This is a genomic window from Nostoc punctiforme PCC 73102 (genome assembly GCF_000020025.1).
Classification (GTDB): domain Bacteria; phylum Cyanobacteriota; class Cyanobacteriia; order Cyanobacteriales; family Nostocaceae; genus Nostoc; species Nostoc punctiforme.
In genome coordinates this window covers 1,278,981-1,296,157 of record NC_010628.1, presented here as the reverse complement: position 1 = coordinate 1,296,157, position 17,177 = coordinate 1,278,981, and the positions used below count along the sequence as shown (strand labels likewise).

Sequence of the window (17,177 nt, the reverse complement as noted above, 5' to 3'; positions counted from 1 at the left end):
TAAATAACTTCCGTTAGCGGTAATTTCATTATGCAGGTACTACGTTGTTCCCCTAGAAAAGAAATCCTCAGCCTCAATGTCAGTTTGGGGCGTGGCGGTGAAGCTTGTGTTTATGCAGTGCCATCTGATAATGACTTGGTGGCGAAGATTTACCACAAGCCAACTACAGCCCATGCTGATAAATTACAGGCGATGCTTGCCAACCCGCCAGAAAACCCGACAGCTAGTTTGGGTCATATCTCTATCGCTTGGCCAGAGGATTTATTGCGGACACCAGATGGCAAAAATAGCATCTTGGGCTTTTTGATGCCACGGATTCAGGGGATGCGTCCAATCATCGACTTTTACAACCCCAGAACCCGTCGTCAACACTGTCCCCTATTCAACTATCAGTACCTGCTCCGCACGGCTCGTAACTTGGCGGCAGCAATTGCTGCTTTGCACGCTAGTGGATATTGCATTGGTGATGTGAACGAGTCAAATATCCTCGTCAGTGACACCGCACTGGTGACTTTGATAGACACAGACTCTTTCCAAGTACTCGACCCCAACAGCAATGTTGTTTATCGCTGCCCAGTCGGAAAACCAGAGTTTACGCCACCAGAACTACAGAATAAAACTTTTGCCCAACACGATCGCGAAATTTCTCACGATTTATTTGGGTTAGCAGTGCTGGTATTCCAACTCTTAATGGAAGGCACTCACCCATTTTCGGGGATTTTTCAAGGCTCTATTGAGCCACCGCCCTACGAAGCCCGCATTGCATCAGGGCATTTCACTTATAGCCAAAAGCGGTACGTACCCTATCTACCTACCCCCATTGCACCCCCTTGGGAAATTCTTCATCCCAGCCTACAAGAACTATTTGTCCGTTGTTTTGAAGATGGTCACAACAACCCACAACTGCGCCCCAATGCCCAGACTTGGCTCTCAGCCATCGCTGAAGCCGAAGATTCCTTAATTACCTGCACCACAAATCCCCAGCATCGCTACAACAACCACATGCCTAGCTGTCCGTGGTGTGAACGTACCGTGCGATTAGGTGGACGCGACCCCTTCCCATCACATCGGGCTATAGAAGCTAGAGAACATCTCCAACCGCGAATCAAAGCGAAAAAGCGCTACACCCAGACACCGCATTTTCCCCAGCGCAGTATGTCACCGCACTTAGGTAATTATTGGCAGCCAGTAATTACTCCAAGCGGTTCATCTTATAAACGTTCCAAAAAGTCAAAATTGTACCCGGTTATTTGTTGTTTGCTGGGTTTCGGTTTATTGGGTTATGCCGACGTAATGATTAAATTTACTCAGCCGTTGGTTTCCCAAAATTCTTACACTCAACAAACATTAAAGTCTCGCCAGACGATTAATAAACTTAGCTTCGCTGACTACTTTCAGCAGGGTGATGCTGCTTACAAAGACCGAGACTATGAAAAAGCAATTGCCAGCTTTACCGCAGCAATTGAACAACAACCAACACATACCACAGCAATTGTAAATCGGGGCAATGCCCGCTATAACCTCAAAGACTACGAAGGAGCAGTTACAGATTATAGCCAAGCTCTCAAAATCAATCCCAATCAAACCAAAGCCCTTGTGAATCGGGGTAATGCCCGCTATATGCTCGCCGAATATAGCAACGATCCTGATACAGAGTATAACCTAGCGATCGCAGACTATAATCGAGCCATCGGTCTGGATAAGAACGAAATTGAAGCTTATATCAGACGAGGGATTGTCCGCACCCAAATGGCTAAATATAGCGGTGAATCTCAACAAGCTTACAAAAGAGCGATTGCAGATTTCACTCAGGTTATAAAACGTAATGTATCGAAAGCAGAAGCTTATTTTCAGCGAGGTGTTGTCTATTATCAAATTGCTCAATATAGCAGCAATTATGAACAAGAATACAATCAAGCGATCGCTGACTTTAACCAAGCATTAACTATCAGCCCTAAATTAGCAAAAGTATATCTCAAACGAGGTATGGTTCGTTATGAACTGGCACAATATGGTGGTAGTGAATCTAACAAAAATCAGGCGAAAGCGATCGAAGATGTACAGGCATCTGCCAAAATGTTTCTTGAGCAAGATGATATGGATAATTATCAGCAAGCACTCAGTAACTTATGTGTAGTCGTAGAAAACAAATGCGATCCTTTATTTCAAAGCTCAAGTAATTTGGAAAAAACTAACTAAAAACAAGTAAGTTTTTTTACTCGCCTATTATCGGTTTTGATTGGAGAAATCAAGCCTAGCTAGGGTTAGTGCAAGCTAACCCTAGTTATTTATTTGGTAACATTTTTATTTAATTAAGTAATTTATTTTCATATTTATAGATATTCATAGAGCTTTTATATAGAAAAGATGTTAATTTATCTTTCCTTTATAATTTCGGGGAAAATTGCAGTTAGATTATTGACGGAGAAAAACAAATCAGAAATCAATTTTTCTCTATCTAAGTGCATCCTCTTCATGTCGAAAAGTCAAATAAAATAATATCCCTACAAATCTCCGAGGTAATTGCATGAAAGCGGTGATTTTGGCTGGAGGGCTTGGTACACGCCTCAGTGAAGAAACTAGTATCAGACCCAAGCCGATGGTTGAGATTGGTGGTAAGCCAATTCTCTGGCACATAATGAAGACTTACTCCGCCCACGGCATTAATGACTTCATAATTTGTTGCGGTTACAAAGGTTACATAATTAAGGAGTATTTTGCTAACTACTTCTTACACATGTCAGATGTTACCTTTGATATGCGATTCAACCAGATGAACGTGCATTCTGGTTATGCAGAACCCTGGCGTGTTACCTTAGTCAATACGGGTGATAATACCATGACAGGCGGACGCTTAAAGCGAATCAGGGAACATCTTGGTAATGAGACCTTTTGCTTTACTTATGGTGATGGTGTAAGTAATATTAATATCACCGAGCTAGTGAAGTTTCATAAAGAGCAAAATACATTAGGAACACTCACAGCGGTTCAACCAGCCGGACGTTTTGGAGCCATTTCCTTGGGATATGAGCAAACTAAAATTACCAGCTTTCGGGAAAAACCTGAAGGTGATGGAGCTTGGATTAATGGCGGTTATTTTGTGTTAGAACCAGAAGTAATCAATTTGATTGCTGATGACTCTACAGTATGGGAGCAAGAGCCATTAGAAAAGTTAGCTGATATGGAACAACTATCTGCTTTCAAACATGATGGTTTTTGGCAACCAATGGATACTTTACGCGATAAAAACTATCTAGAGGGGCTATGGAAAAGCAGTCAGGCTCCTTGGAAGGCATGGTAAGGTAACTGGGGGCTGGGGGAGATTTTTTCTAACCCAATACCCAGTACCAAATCCCAAATAACTTTATGGATTTACTGTAATTTTAAGTACGATAATACTAATGTATGATTTTGCGATTATAGGTGGGGGAATAGTTGGACTCTCTACAGCATTGGCTTTAGGAAAACGCTATCCCAATGCGCGTATTTTAGTACTAGAAAAAGAGAGTCAATGGGCATTTCACCAAACCGGCAATAATAGCGGGGTAATTCATTCTGGTATTTACTACAAACCAGGGAGTTTCAAAGCTAAATTTTGTCGTGATGGTTCTCGCTCTATGGTAGAATTTTGCCAAGAGCATGGAATAGAACATGAAGTTTGTGGTAAAGTCATTGTTGCAACAGAAGAACAAGAACTACCACGTCTAGAAAATCTCTACCAACGCGGCTTAGACAATGGTATAGAAGTTAAGAGAATCAGCCCCGAAGAAGTCAGGGAAATTGAACCTCACGTAAAATGCGTAGGTGGGCTTCGGGTATTCTCAACTGGGATTGTTAATTACAAGCAAGTTTGTTTGAAATATGCCCAGCTAATTCAACAACAGGGCGGAGATTTGCATCTCAATACAAAAGTTCTGAAAATCTCCCCAAGTGGTAAAAATCAGGTACTAGAAACAAACAAAGGTAACTTTGCAACCCGCTTTGTAATTAATTGTACGGGATTGCATAGCGATCGCACCGCCAAACTAGGTAAAGTTGAACCTCAAGCCAAAATCGTCCCATTCCGGGGAGAATACTACGAACTCACTCCAGAAAAACGCTATCTCGTCAAAACACTAATTTACCCAGTTCCCAATCCCGATTTTCCCTTCCTGGGTGTCCACTTTACCCGGATGATTGATGGTAGCGTTCACGCAGGACCAAATGCGGTTCTATCCCTCAAACGCGAAGGTTACAAAAAAACCGACTTTGACTTACGAGATTTTCTTGAAGTCGTCACCTATCCTGGTTTCTGGAAATTGGCAGCCAAACACGCTGATGAAGGCATCCAAGAAATCATTCGTTCCTTTAGTAAAGCAGCCTTCACCAGAAGTTTGCAAAAACTAATTCCCGAAGTCCAAGCAGAAGACTTAGTTCCCACCCACGCAGGAGTTCGCGCTCAAGCCTTAATGAACGACGGCAAACTTGTAGACGACTTTTTGATTGTTTCCGGTCAAAACTCCATCCATGTTTGCAATGCTCCTTCTCCAGCGGCCACATCTTCTCTAGAAATCGGCAAAGCGCTTGTAGCAGAAATTCCCCAACCCTCGCATCTAGATATTGCAGTAACTGCATAGATAACATTGTTATTACTTCCGGGCTGCTGAATAAAAGGATGAATCTTGTATAGTGGGCATCTTTTCCAGCCTGGAAATATAAGAGACGGGTAAGATACCTATCTCACAAGAAAAAAGTGTAGTGCATCAATTAAGAACCGCTATAGAGTGCTGTTACTCAATAGGTAAGTCGGCAAACTATGTAATGACTGTTAGCCGAGTTATATATAGCGCTTCTGGGTTGAGTCCAATGACCTAACCCCCAACCCCTTCCCTACAAGGGAATGAGAGCAAGATTCAAAGCCTCTCTCCTAAGAGGAGAGAGGTCAAATGATTGCATACAAACGAAAAATATAGCGGTTCCTTCTTGGATGCAACACCTTTTAGGGCGAACATCTGTGCGCCTATACTAAACGAAAAATTTAACTCATCAATACAAAGGCGTTAACCACAATGAAAATATTAGTAACTGGAACAGAAGGCTATCTAGGTTCATTATTACCGCCTCTGTTAATCGAACGTGGACATGAAGTTATCGGCCTAGATACAGGGTTCTATAAAGTTGGTTGGCTATACAACGCTAATGGGGTAACACCTAAAACCCTTAACAAAGATATCCGCAACATCACCCCTGATGATTTGGAAGGTGTTGAAGCAATAGTTCACATGGCGGAACTTTCTAACGACCCAGCCGGACAATTAGCACCCAATATTACCTACGAAATTAATCATGTAGGTTCAGTTCGTCTCGCTAGCCTAGCTAAAGCTATGGGTGTGCGTCGTTTTGTATATATGTCTTCGTGTAGTGTCTACGGTGTTGCTACCGCAGGTGATGTCACAGAAGAATCCCCAATTAATCCCCAAACAGCCTACGCAGAGTGCAAAACTCTAGTAGAACGGGATGTCACACCACTAGCTGACGATGATTTCTCTCCCACCTTTATGCGGAATGCCACAGCCTTTGGTGCTTCTCCCAGAATGCGCTTTGATATTGTTTTAAACAACTTAGCTGGGTTGGCATGGACTAGCAAACAAATCAAAATGACCAGTGATGGTACACCTTGGCGGCCATTAGTCCACGCACTGGATATTTGCAAAGCAATAGTCTGTGCTTTAGAAGCACCACGAGATATTGTACATAACCAAATCTTCAACGTGGGAGACACAGCAAACAACTATCGTGTCAAAGAAATCGCAGAAATTATTGCTGATATTTTCCCAGATTGTAAATTGTCCTTTGGTGACAACGGCTCAGATAACCGCAGCTATCGGGTATCCTTCGAGAAAATCAACACAATTCTCCCCGGATTTAAATGTGATTGGAATGCCCGACTTGGTGCCCAGCAGCTATTTGATTTATTTAGCCAAATAGATATGGCTGAAGACACTTTCTTGTTTAGAGGATTTACTCGCTTAAAACAGCTAGAGTATCTAATCCGCACCGAGCAAATTGACAAAGATTTCTTCTGGAATAAAAAGTAGATAGAGCTGCCTAGCAGCAAAGAAGAAATAATCTAAGTTTCCGAATCAACAATATTTGGTTCGGACTTATTTCATCCATCAAATTATTTGTAATCAGTGAGTTGAAATTTATGGCGAACGCAAAATGCCGTTTTAGTGGTCAACCTCTGCACCAAACCTTTATTGATTTAGGAATGTCACCTTTAGCCAATGCTTATCTGACAGCAGAACAGCTAAATCATGCCGAAAAATTTTATCCGCTCCATGCTTATGTGTCTGAAGACACTCTTTTAGTTCAATTAGAACAATTTGAAACTCCCGATCGTATTTTTAGCGATTATGCTTACTTTTCTTCTTACTCAGTAAGTTGGCTAAAGCACGTCAAAGCTTACACCGATATGATGGTAGAAAAATTTGGCTTTAATCGTCATAATCAAATTATTGAGATCGCCAGCAACGATGGCTACCTACTGCAATATTTTGTAGAAAAGGGAATCCCAGTTTTAGGAATAGAACCAGCCGCAAATATAGCTAAGATAGCTCAAGATAGAGGTATTCCTAGTATCAACAAGTTTTTTGGGGTTGAGACTGCCAAAGAACTTGTGATACAAGGAAAACTAGCCGATCTTTTGATAGGCAATAATGTTTTAGCTCATGTACCAGATTTAAATGATTTCATAGCTGGAATGAAACTCATCCTCAAACCGCATGGTATTTTGACGATGGAGTTTCCTCACATATTGCAATTGATTCAACAAAATCAGTTTGATACTATTTATCACGAGCATTTTTCTTACTTCTCATTTCTTGCTATCGAAAAGATTTTTGCAGCACACAATTTGCAACTTTTTGATGTGGAGGAATTATCAACTCATGGCGGTTCACTAAGAATTTATGCCAAACATGACAATGCTGATAGTCCTGGCATCAGTGACCGAGTTAGCCATCTAAAAACAAAAGAAATTTCTGCTGGACTGCATCGGATAGAGACTTATATTACATTTGGCGAAAAAGCCAGACAAACAAAGCATAAGCTATTAAATTTCCTTCTGAGTGCAAAAGCAGAAGGAAAATCAATTGTTGGTTATGGCGCACCAGCCAAAGGCAACACATTGCTTAATTACTGTGGGATTGGGAAAGATTTTATCGATTACACAGTCGATTGCAATCCTTACAAACAAGACTTATTTTTGCCTGGGACTCATATTTCCATCTTTGAACCAGACAAAATCCGCGAAACTAAACCAGATTATGTCCTAATTTTACCTTGGAATCTCAAAGAGGAAATTATGGAACAAATGGCATTTATTGGCGAGTGGGGTGGACAGTTTGTTGTACCAATTCCTGAAGTAAAAATTTATCCGTGTCCAATTCCGGATAGGCTTTTAATAGCATCGTAATTACTAATTATAACCCAAAAAGCGCCTTTTATTACTATTTTATTGTTGCCGTTATGAGCATAGACAATAGGTAAAAAGTAACTAAAAGGCGTAGTTTCATAAAGCTTTTGTTGTCAAATATCAAAAAATCCACTTAAAAGCAACTTGTTTATCAACAAGCTGTTGTTAGTAGCCTTTTAACTATAGATTTAAGCTTAATATGAATAAACTCCTGACTATTGCCATACCCACTTATAATCGTGCCGGGTTACTTGATAAACAGCTAACATGGTTGGCTCAAGCTATCAAAGGTTTTGAAGATGAATGTGAGATTTTAGTCTCCGATAATTGTTCAACAGATAATACTCAAGAGGTAATCCAAAAATGGCAAGCAATACTTAACAATATTACATTTAAATCAAATAAGAATTTAAAGAATTTAGGCGTAGTTAAAAATATTATGTATTGCCTAAAGTCTACAACAACAAAATATGTTTGGACAATCGGCGATGATGACCCAATTCAAGATATAGCAATTGCTTATGTGATTAGCAAACTTAAACAACACGAAGATTTAACATTATTGTTCCTCAATTTTTCCGGTCGTAACCAACTGACTGGTGAACCAGTTCATCCACCAACAATCGTTGGTAATCGCTGGTTTGATGTTGATAGTGAAGATGGTAAGGGTGATGGTAAAGCCATATTTGAACATTGTTTTTCAAAAAGTGTCGGCGCAGTCATTTTTTTAACTGCTACAGTCTATCGCACTGACTTAGTAAAACGCGCTCTACAAGATTGGCAAGATGCTGAGAATAACTGGATATCTTTAGCATATTTAGCCGGATATTGTGCTGCTAATGGTAGTGTAATTGTCACTAAAGAGACTTATTTAGAATGTGTTGTTGGTGTGAGTTATTGGCAGAAAGAACCAAAGTCAGCACTGTTAATGCAATACAAACATATTCCTGAAGTGATTTTGAAATTAGAGCAGAGTGGATATTCTAAGCAATTTTGTAGACGGATGCTTTTGCAGAACGGTAAAGAAGTCAACTTAAAAGTTTTCTTGGGTGCTTTAAGAAGATGGCCGATGTCTGCCATCAAAACAGTAGTTCCATTTTTGGCTTTAGTCAGCTTATGTGCTTTTGATGTGATGGTTTCTAAAGAATTCGGTTTAGCAGAATCAAGCGAAATATCTACTGAAGAAGTACGTACCTATAAGCCATAAACTAACTAATTACTAACAACTATATATCAATAAGAGAAGGATTTGCGCCATGTTCAAAGCGATTAAACGCAAAATAGCTACACTCTCATCTGACTTTGAATATTACCTAGCTCGTTGGAAGCATAGCAAAAATCTGCCAGCATTAGCAGGAAGCGATCGCAACATCCTTAAGACCCTCAAAAAAGATGGTGTTTGCGTCACCAACTTGGCAGATTTAGGGTTCGACTCTAGCTCAGAACTGCTCAAAGCTGCTCACCATCAATTGTTTCAGATGGAAAATCCCACCAATGAGCATCTAGATGAAAGATTGCCACAAATTTATACAGTTACAGGTTTACCAGAATTTTATGCCTGGGGGATAGAGAAAAGGCTACTCAACATCATCGAAAATTATATCGGTCTTCCAATTGCTTTTCATGGTGTACATTTACGCAAAGATTTCAAGAGTAAACATCAGTTTGGGACGCTACTATGGCATAGCGATGCCGAAGACCGACGGATTATCAAAATCATTATTTACTTGAATGATGTAGAAGAAAAAACTGGGCCTTTTCAATACATCCCTCGCTCGTTAACTTCCTTATTTAGTTGGAATTATTTTCGACTTTACTACAAACTTTGGAAGTCAGGCTATATGGGTATCGACGATGAACAAGTAAAACCAGTCATCCCCAAATCAGCTTGGAAATCCTGCCCAGGTCCAGCAGGTACAGTCATTATTGTAGATACGAAAAATGCTTTACATCACGGCACAGTTCGTACAGAAGACCGGTCAACACTATTCTTTTGTTACACCGCCAATCCTCCTGAACGGCCAGACCTCTGCACCCAATACTGGGATGATACTTATCCCAGAGCAGAGTTACGTTCTGCATCTGATGCAGTTAAAGCTTCGACTTAAAAACGTTCTCGCCAGAAGAATATCTAATTTAATTAACCGCAGAGGCACAGAGAACATAGAGGAAGAGAAAGAAAGGAGTTGCACCCGATGAAATTTCTAGATTACTAACACAAAATATATCTCAAACTCTCATCTCTCCGTGCCCTCTGCGCCTCTGTGGTTTGTTTCTTTTCTTTAATCAACATTTACCTCAAAGCAATCAAATGATTTTCACTGAAACCGTACTCAAAGACGCATTCATTATTGATTTAGAAGAAAAACCAGACCACCGTGGTTTTTTTGCTCGGTCTTTCTGCGCTCAAGAATTTGAAGCACACGGATTAAAGCCAACAGTTGCCCAATGCAACCTATCTTTTAACTACAAAAAAGGCACTATCCGGGGAATGCACTATCAAATTCTGCCAGCAGCAGAAACGAAATTAATTCGCTGTACTAAAGGCGCTATCTATGACGTAATTATTGATATGCGCCCTGAATCTCCTAGCTTTTTATCCCATATTGGTGTGGAATTAACACCAGAAAACCGCCGCGCTTTGTATGTTCCAGAAATGTTTGCTCACGGCTATCAAGCACTCACAGATGAGACTGAAGTTGTATATCAAGTAGGCGAATTTTACACGCCAGGGTATGAGAGAGGTTTACGCTATGATGACCCATTCTTTGCCATTGATTGGCCTCTAGATGTGACTGAAATATCTGAGAAAGATTTAAATTGGCCTTTGTTAAGAATGATGACAGTTGGCGGTACTTCTAGATAAAGACAGGGGTATTAAATGGTTCGTAAAATTATTTTTTTAACGAACCGCAAAGGAGAAAAATTAGAATTGGTGTACATAAAAATGTCAATTACTAATTAAAACTTGAGATATTAAATTAATGAATTTGGGTAGAAATAAATGTCAAATATTTTATCTCGTGTCGAAAAAACTATCTCTTTTGTTTCCAAAAAAGTTCAAGCTCGGATCAATTACGCTAAGACCTTACAGGTTGTTTCTCTAAAGCCAAAACAGCCTTCCAAGGGGAATGTACTTCTTTCTTATCGGATTGAGCCATTCCTCTTAAAACCTGGTCAGCTAATGCCTAACGACCATACTTGGTACTGGGAAGTTTGGCAAATAGCCCAAACTTTTTTAGACTTGGGTTACAACGTTGATGTTATCCAGTTCCACAATGATAAATTCGTTCCGCAAAAGCACTACGCATTTTTCATCGATATCCGTCATCGGATGGAAGCACTTGCACCAAAACTCAATAAAGATTGCATCAAAATTTTCCACGTTGACATTGCGAATATGGTCTTTCGTAATGCAGCAGAATGCAACAGGCTTCTAGAACTACAACGGCGCAAAGGTATCACCTTAAAACCACAACGATTTGAGGTTCCTAACTTGGGAATTGACCATGCCGATTGTGCGATTGTGTTGGGTAATGATTTCACAACTGATACATTTAAGTATGCCAAAAAACCAATGTATCGTATCCCAATTTCTTCGCCTAGCGTTTATCCTTATCCTGAAAAGAAAGATTTTGAAGCGGTAAGAAAGCGTTTTCTGTGGTTTGGTGGTAGTGCTTTAGTCCTGAAAGGATTAGATTTAGTTTTAGATGCCTTTGCCCAAATGCCGGAATACCATTTAACAGTTTGTGGTCCAGTAAGTAATGACAAAGAATTTGAGCAAGCTTTCTATAAAGAACTGTACGAAACACCTAACATCCACACTTATGGTTGGATTAATGTTAGTAGTCCTGACTTTATAGAGGTTACAAATAACTGTCTAGGGCTTGTTTATCCTTCCGTTTCTGAAGGACAGTCAGGAGCAGTAATCAGTTGCTTACAAGCTGGGTTAATTCCCATTTTAAGCTACGAATCTGGTGTCGATGTTCATGATTTTGGTGTGATTTTCGATAATCTTTCTGTTGGCGAAATTAAGGCGAAAGTTAGAAGTATTTCCAATTTGCCTGTAGAAGACCTAAATCTAATGTCTCGTCAGGCATGGGAATATGCAAGAGCAAATCATACTAAAGAAAAATTTGCTCAAGTTTACAGAAATGTTGTAGAGCAAATTATCGAAAATCACAGCCAGGAAAAACAGACTGGTTCTATAGCGCCTAGCAAACAACCAGTTAGTAGCCATAGCTAATCTTAATTCCCATGAAAATGTACTTAATATTTGGCTGTAAAAAATTATTAAGTACAAGTTTATAGAGAATTTGTATCACAACCAACAGTTCCAAAAAGGAGTTTAGTTCATGATTATTATCGATCGCGCCTTACAAGCCCGTGCAGCAGCAGGAAATCCTATCAAGGTAGGAATGATCGGTGCTGGTTTTATGGGTCGAGGAATTGCCAACCAAATTGTCAATTCAGTGCCAGGAATGGAGTTAGTTGCTATCTCCAATCGCAAGATTGATGCAGCTAAACAAGCTTATTCGGAAGCAGGAATTGAAGATATTCAAGTTGTTGCAACTGTCAGCGAATTAGAAGATGCGATCGCAAACGGTAAGTATGCAGTCACAGAAGACGCTAAGTTACTGTGTCGGGCTGAGGGCATCGAGGCCATAATCGAAGTCACAGGTGCAGTGGAATTTGGCGCTCACATCGTAATGGAAGCGATCGCTCATTGCAAGCATGTGATCATGATGAATGCCGAACTCGACGGCACCATTGGCCCCATCCTCAAAGTCTATGCTGACAAAGCAGGTGTGATTCTCAGCGCCTGTGATGGCGATCAGCCAGGGGTGCAAATGAACCTCTACCGTTTTGTCAAAAGCATTGGTCTAACTCCGTTATTGTGCGGTAACATTAAAGGACTCCAAGACCCTTATCGCAATCCCACCACCCAGGAAGGATTTGCTAAACGTTGGGGTCAAAAGCCCCACATGGTGGCTAGCTTTGCAGACGGAACCAAAATTTCCTTTGAGCAAGCGATCGTTGCCAATGCCACAGGGATGAAAGTCGCCAAACGGGGAATGCTGGGATATAACTTCAACGGTTATGTCGATGAAATGGCCCATATATATGACGTTGAACAACTCAAAGAACTGGGCGGTATTGTCGATTATGTAGTTGGAGCAAAACCAGGCCCAGGCGTATATGTATTTGCCACTCACGACGACCCCAAGCAACAGCACTATCTCAACTTATACAAATTAGGCGAAGGCCCTCTTTACAGCTTCTATACTCCTTATCACCTCTGTCATTTTGAAGTTCCCCTGTCCGTAGCGCGTGCTGTCCTCTTCGGTGATGCTGTAATGTCTCCGCTAGCAGGCCCGTTAGTAGATGTTGTCACCACCGCCAAAATCGACCTGAAAGCTGGAGAAACCCTAGATGGCATCGGTTACTATATGACCTACGGACAATGTGAAAATTACCCCATCGTCCAACAGCAAAATCTCCTACCAATTGGTTTAGCTGAAGGATGTCGCCTCAAACGAGATATTTCTAAGGATCAAGTTCTCACTTATGAGGATGTAGAATTACCTGAAGGCAGACTCTGCGACCAACTAAGAACTGAGCAAAACAATTATTTCGCCCCAGAAAAAATCTTGGTAGCAGTTGGGTAATATCGATTCCAAAAATATTTGCGACAAATGAATTGGCTGTAGGGGTGTACAGCTGTACACCCCTAATACGTTTCGGATAAGATCCCCCCGCTTGCGGCGACCCCCTTAAAAAGGGGGTAAAAATTACAAAAAGCCCCCCTTTTTAAGGGGAGCCAGCGCGGTCTTGGGGTCTCCCCAAGTGGAGCGACTGGCGTGGGTTGGGGGGATCTCCGAAGTCCTATCAACGTATTTTTCGCCAGAATTTCGTAAAGAGGATAGGAAGCTATACTGCGGGACACTAAAGTTGTTGATAATAACTTGCTGGGGAGCGTTAAAACAAACCCGATCGAAACTTTAGGTCAAATTGATGAAAATTGCTCTAGTCCACGATTATTTAACCCAGCGAGGTGGGGCAGAGCGTGTATTTGAACTGCTTTGTAAGCGTTATCCTGAAGCAGACATTTTCACATCTCTGTACGATCCTCAAAAAACTATTGATCTAGGCGATCGCATCGTTAACACAACCTTCTTACAAAAAATTCCTGGTGCAGCAAAGTATTTCAGGGCAATGGCTCCTCTATATTTTCCTGCCTTTCGCGCCTTGGATCTGCAAGACTACGATCTAATTATTAGCAGTAGCACCAGCTTCGCCAAAGCAGTACGAAAAAACCCCAACGCCCGCCACATTTGCTTTTGCCATAACGTCACCCGTTTCTTATGGGATACAGCAACTTATTTAAGGGAGTACGGAGACTATAGATATTTTGCACCTTTAATTGAACAAGTATTTCAAGTAATGAGAAAGGTAGACCTGAAATATGCACAGGAACCTGACCTTTACATTGCTAATTCTAGTGTTGTTGCCCGCCGTATTGAAAATATTTATGGCAAAAAGGCAATGATGGTGAACTATCCAATTGATACTAGTAAATTTGTTTTTTCAGATATAAAAGATGAATATTATCTGGCTTCAGCCCGGATGATCAGCTATAAACGCCTTGATATAATAGTCGAAGCTTTTAACTGGCTGGGATGGCGCTTATTAATATCAGGTGACGGGCCAGAACTAGAACGGTTAAAATCTAAAGCATTAAAAAATATTGTGTTCTTGGGACACGTAAGTGATAGAACCCGCAAAGACTTGTTTTCCAAAGCCAAGTCTATTATTGTCGCAGCCTTAGAAGATTACGGGTTAGTTCCAGTAGAGGCTAATGCTAGCGGTACACCAGTCATTGCTTATGGTGCAGGTGGAGTATTAGATACTCAAATACCAGGTGAAACAGGAGTCTTTTTCAAAAGACAAACACCCGAATCTCTACAAACTGCATTACTAGAAGCCAATAGCATTTCTTGGGATTACGATCGCATCCGTAATCATGCAGTAGCAAACTTTTCAGAGAATGCATTCTTTGGGAAAGTTGAGCAAATTATTAACCAGGCTTGTGGCGGGCATCAAATATTCATTTGATTTCGAAATCTCTTGACACTATAAGATTACCTATTATTTTATATATCCTCCTCGGCGGGTTGTTAAAAAATAGGTACTCTTCGGGATATCTCTTAGCGTAAGTCTTGTTGGCGTAGCCTTTCGTAGAAAAGACAAGGATAATAAAAGTGGTTCAAACTAGTCTAAATCCTCAAATAAATCCAGCCTCTGAAACTGAGCCAACTTACGGACAATTGTTTGCCGTATTTGTGCGAAGATTTCCTTGGTTTTTAGCAGTATTAATTAGTTCTATTGCTATAGCAGGCATCGTAACTTTAAAAACTAAACCAACTTATAAAAGTTCAATGCAACTGCTAGTAGAATCCAACTATCAAGGTAAGAAAGAAGGAGCAGGGGTAGATAGCCAGTTTACTGACTCTAATATTGTGATAGATACTGCAACTCAGCTTAACTTGATGCAGAGTTCTGGACTTATCCAAAAAGCAGTTGATAAACTTCAGTCTGATTATCCAGATATCAGTACAGGTGAAATTAAAGCTTCTTTAGTCTTAACTCAATTGAGAAGCAAAGAAGATAATGTTGCTACAAAAATCTTTCAAGTTGAATACACTGCTGGAGATCCAGAAAAAACACAAAAAGTTCTGGGCGCAATTCGACAAGTTTATCTGGAATATAACAAACAACAGCAGACTTCACGGTTACAAAAAGGTCTGCAAATTATTAGGGAACAGTTAAGTAAAGCTAGTGAAGAAGTAAACGCATCTGAAACTAATTTACAAAGGTTTCGCAGAAATCAGAACTTAATTGATCCAGAGTCACAGGCCAAAGCGATTGAGACAGCTTTAAATAATATCGCTCAAGAAAGACAGACAACTCGCGCTCAGTATGGCGAAGCCTTAGCACGCCAAAAATCTTTGGAAGAACAACTTAACCGTTCTCCTCAAAATGCTCTAGTTGCTTCTCGCCTGAGTCAGTCTACTCGCTATCAAGGCTTACTGAACGAAATCCAAAAAAGCGAATTGGCACTAGCACAAGAACGCTTACGCTTTACAGATCAGACTCCAAGTGTGCAAAAGCTCAAAGAACAGCTTCAAGGTCAGAAGGAATTATTGCAACAAGAAGTAGGAAGAACTTTAGGTGAAAAGTCTGCTAGTGCATTCACTTCTGGAGACTCTCTTCTTGAAAAAGGACAACTTGGCCAAATTGATCTTAGCCTTGCTGGTCAGTTAGTAGAAACGCAGACAACTATAGTTGCTTTAACTGCCCGCGATCAAAGTTTAGCTCAGAAAGAAAACGAGCTACGTCTGGAAATCAAACGCTTCCCGCCTCTTTTGGCTTATTACAATCGGATGCTACCGCAGTTGCAATTTAGTCGTGAAAGGTTAGAGCAGCTTTTAAGAGCAGAACAGCAATTGCGGCAAGAACTTTCCAAGGGTGGATTTAATTGGGAAGTGGTAGAAGATCCCCAAAAAGGCGCACAATTAGGCCCCAATCTCCAACAGAACTTGCTGTTAGGTGCTGTGGTTGGGTTGATGTTAGGAGGCATTGCTGCCTTTATTCGAGATTCGGCTGATGATGCAGTTCATACCACTGCCGAGTTAGAGAAGCAAATGGCTCTACCTTTGTTAGGAACAACCCCCAAGTTGCCGCCAGCTAAACCCAGAGAATCAATGATCAAATTGCCCTTTGGCAAGCCAGAAGTTCTCGCCCCTTGGACAATTCAGGTATTGCAATCTCCACCACGTTGGGAATCGCTGGATCTAATTTACAAGAACATTGAACTTTTAAATACTGTTGCTAACTTGAAATCTTTGATGATTACCTCAGCTTTACCAGATGAGGGTAAGTCAGCTTTGGCGTTAGGTTTAGCGATGAGTGCTGCTCGTTTACACAAAAGAGTGTTACTAATTGATGCCAACTTACGCGATCCCAGCCTGCACCACCAACTGAATCTTCCTAATGAACAAGGGCTTTCAACTCTACTAGCGAGTGATGCAAGTCTACCCAGCCAGATTAGTCTTCAATACGCAGGTTCCGCCTACATCGATATTTTAACTGCTGGGCCCAAACCTGCTGACCCAGCTAATCTGTTGAGTTCTCCCCGAATGATGCAATTGATGGCAGCTTTTGAGGAAAACTATGATTTGGTACTCATAGATGCTCCCCCAGTTCTTGGTTTGGTGGATGCCATGCTTACGGCATCATCTTGTCGTAGTGTGGTCATGGTGGCAAGCATTGGTATTGTGACACGAAGCCAGTTGACTCAGGCTACAGCAATGCTAAGTAAGTTAAACCTGATTGGGGTTGTAGCTAATGGGGTATCAAACTCTAGCAGTAATTACGTACCTTATATCAAACAACAGCAATTGGCTCTCCGTCAAGCTGTGGAAAAGTAGCTAGTATGGCTGCGATCGCTCCCTGACTTATTTAAGGAGTTGGGGAGGTAATCTGTTTAAATACAACACGTGGTAGGGTAGCACAGATGTGCTACCCTACTTTTTTATGAACAAATTTAATTTTATTGTTATCAGGAAAATTTTAGTATATTTATGCTATCTTTATGGGTTTTCAGAGAAATTACTGGCTCTTTAAAGAGTAAATAAAGAATTTATTTGAGCGATCGCTA

Annotated in this window: 12 protein-coding genes; all 12 read left to right on the top strand. The window is 40.8% G+C overall.

What is annotated here, in order from left to right; all coding sequences use genetic code 11:
• Window positions 1-30: 30 nt before the first annotated feature.
• On the top strand, window positions 31-2,199 hold the full coding sequence (locus NPUN_RS05500) for a tetratricopeptide repeat protein (RefSeq protein WP_012407828.1): 2,169 nt from the start codon (window positions 31-33) through the stop codon (window positions 2,197-2,199).
• A gap of 328 nt (window positions 2,200-2,527) precedes the next feature.
• Window positions 2,528-3,301, top strand: a complete 774-nt coding sequence (rfbF, locus tag NPUN_RS05495; protein ID WP_012407827.1) for a glucose-1-phosphate cytidylyltransferase — start codon at window positions 2,528-2,530, stop codon at window positions 3,299-3,301.
• Between the two features lie 100 nt (window positions 3,302-3,401).
• Entirely contained in the window at window positions 3,402-4,616 is a 1,215-nt protein-coding gene (gene lhgO, locus NPUN_RS05490) for an L-2-hydroxyglutarate oxidase (protein WP_012407826.1), read from the top strand.
• Between the two features lie 432 nt (window positions 4,617-5,048).
• A complete protein-coding gene (locus NPUN_RS05485) occupies window positions 5,049-6,077 on the top strand; it encodes an NAD-dependent epimerase/dehydratase family protein (protein ID WP_012407825.1) in 1,029 nt (342 codons plus the stop codon).
• Window positions 6,078-6,187: 110 nt separating this feature from the next.
• Entirely contained in the window at window positions 6,188-7,456 is a 1,269-nt protein-coding gene (locus tag NPUN_RS05480) for a class I SAM-dependent methyltransferase (RefSeq protein ID WP_012407824.1), read from the top strand.
• Window positions 7,457-7,655: 199 nt separating this feature from the next.
• Window positions 7,656-8,663, top strand: coding sequence for a glycosyltransferase family 2 protein (locus NPUN_RS05475; protein ID WP_012407823.1), 1,008 nt, complete (start codon window positions 7,656-7,658; stop codon window positions 8,661-8,663).
• Between the two features lie 49 nt (window positions 8,664-8,712).
• Window positions 8,713-9,564, top strand: coding sequence for a phytanoyl-CoA dioxygenase family protein (locus NPUN_RS05470; RefSeq protein WP_012407822.1), 852 nt, complete (start codon window positions 8,713-8,715; stop codon window positions 9,562-9,564).
• A gap of 203 nt (window positions 9,565-9,767) precedes the next feature.
• Entirely contained in the window at window positions 9,768-10,322 is a 555-nt protein-coding gene (rfbC, locus tag NPUN_RS05465) for a dTDP-4-dehydrorhamnose 3,5-epimerase (RefSeq protein ID WP_012407821.1), read from the top strand.
• Window positions 10,323-10,460: 138 nt separating this feature from the next.
• Entirely contained in the window at window positions 10,461-11,702 is a 1,242-nt protein-coding gene (locus tag NPUN_RS05460; protein ID WP_012407820.1) for a glycosyltransferase, read from the top strand.
• 109 nt (window positions 11,703-11,811) lie between these two features.
• On the top strand, window positions 11,812-13,125 hold the full coding sequence (locus NPUN_RS05455) for an NAD(P)H-dependent oxidoreductase (RefSeq protein ID WP_012407819.1): 1,314 nt from the start codon (window positions 11,812-11,814) through the stop codon (window positions 13,123-13,125).
• A gap of 346 nt (window positions 13,126-13,471) precedes the next feature.
• Window positions 13,472-14,572: a glycosyltransferase gene (locus tag NPUN_RS05450; RefSeq protein WP_012407818.1), complete on the top strand. Its 1,101-nt coding sequence runs from the start codon at window positions 13,472-13,474 to the stop codon at window positions 14,570-14,572.
• Window positions 14,573-14,718: 146 nt separating this feature from the next.
• Window positions 14,719-16,947: a GumC family protein gene (locus tag NPUN_RS05445; RefSeq protein ID WP_012407817.1), complete on the top strand. Its 2,229-nt coding sequence runs from the start codon at window positions 14,719-14,721 to the stop codon at window positions 16,945-16,947.
• The last annotated feature ends 230 nt before the right edge of the window (window positions 16,948-17,177 follow it).

Excerpts from the sequence above, each read along its gene's own strand:
- NPUN_RS05500 (WP_012407828.1), top strand. The coding sequence starts at position 31 with ATGCAGGTACTACGTTGTTCCCCTAGAAAAGAAATCCTCAGCCTCAAT.
- rfbF (WP_012407827.1), top strand. The coding sequence starts at position 2,528 with ATGAAAGCGGTGATTTTGGCTGGAGGGCTTGGTACACGCCTCAGTGAA.
- lhgO (WP_012407826.1), top strand. The coding sequence starts at position 3,402 with ATGTATGATTTTGCGATTATAGGTGGGGGAATAGTTGGACTCTCTACA.
- NPUN_RS05485 (WP_012407825.1), top strand. The coding sequence starts at position 5,049 with ATGAAAATATTAGTAACTGGAACAGAAGGCTATCTAGGTTCATTATTA.
- NPUN_RS05480 (WP_012407824.1), top strand. The coding sequence starts at position 6,188 with ATGGCGAACGCAAAATGCCGTTTTAGTGGTCAACCTCTGCACCAAACC.
- NPUN_RS05475 (WP_012407823.1), top strand. The coding sequence starts at position 7,656 with ATGAATAAACTCCTGACTATTGCCATACCCACTTATAATCGTGCCGGG.
- NPUN_RS05470 (WP_012407822.1), top strand. The coding sequence starts at position 8,713 with ATGTTCAAAGCGATTAAACGCAAAATAGCTACACTCTCATCTGACTTT.
- rfbC (WP_012407821.1), top strand. The coding sequence starts at position 9,768 with ATGATTTTCACTGAAACCGTACTCAAAGACGCATTCATTATTGATTTA.
- NPUN_RS05460 (WP_012407820.1), top strand. The coding sequence starts at position 10,461 with ATGTCAAATATTTTATCTCGTGTCGAAAAAACTATCTCTTTTGTTTCC.
- NPUN_RS05455 (WP_012407819.1), top strand. The coding sequence starts at position 11,812 with ATGATTATTATCGATCGCGCCTTACAAGCCCGTGCAGCAGCAGGAAAT.
- NPUN_RS05450 (WP_012407818.1), top strand. The coding sequence starts at position 13,472 with ATGAAAATTGCTCTAGTCCACGATTATTTAACCCAGCGAGGTGGGGCA.